The sequence below is a fragment of the Streptomyces colwelliae genome (genome assembly GCF_048158785.1).
In the GTDB taxonomy this organism is placed as follows: Bacteria; Actinomycetota; Actinomycetes; order Streptomycetales; family Streptomycetaceae; genus Streptomyces.
Genome location: NZ_JBLTJC010000966.1, coordinates 1 through 447, shown reverse-complemented (window position 1 = coordinate 447; position 447 = coordinate 1). Strand labels below are relative to the sequence as shown.

The window sequence follows — 447 nt, the reverse complement described above, 5'->3', positions numbered from 1 at the left end:
ATTTCATCTCGCGCATCGCCTTGGCGCAGGTCTCGCCGATCTTGGCGCGCGCGGCGGCGGACAGGACGGGCGAGGGGCCTTCCTCCCAGACCTTCTGGTGGCGTCGCTGCAGCGAGCAGTCGCGCTCGCCGAGATGGATCGCGCCGCCGCGGCCGTCGCCGAGGATCTGGATTTCGATGTGGCGCGGCTTCTGGAGATATTTTTCGAGATAGACGGAGGCATCGCCAAAGGCGGACTTGGCCTCGTTGGCCGCCGTCGACAACGCCATTTGAAGGTCAGCCTCGGTCTGCGCCACCTTCATGCCGCGGCCACCGCCACCGGCTGCCGCCTTCACCAGCACGGGAAAGCCGATCTTCCGGGCTATCGCCATGGCATCGTCGTCGGGGCCGACCGCGCCGTCGGAGCCGGGCACCACGGGGATGCCGAGCTTCTTGGCGGTCTTCTTGG

Annotated in this window: 1 protein-coding gene; it reads right to left on the bottom strand. The window is 67.6% G+C overall.

Annotated elements, in window-relative coordinates:
* On the bottom strand, positions 1-447 hold a 447-nt coding region (locus ACNFOC_RS55385; protein ID WP_521987322.1), incomplete at both ends, for an ATP-binding protein.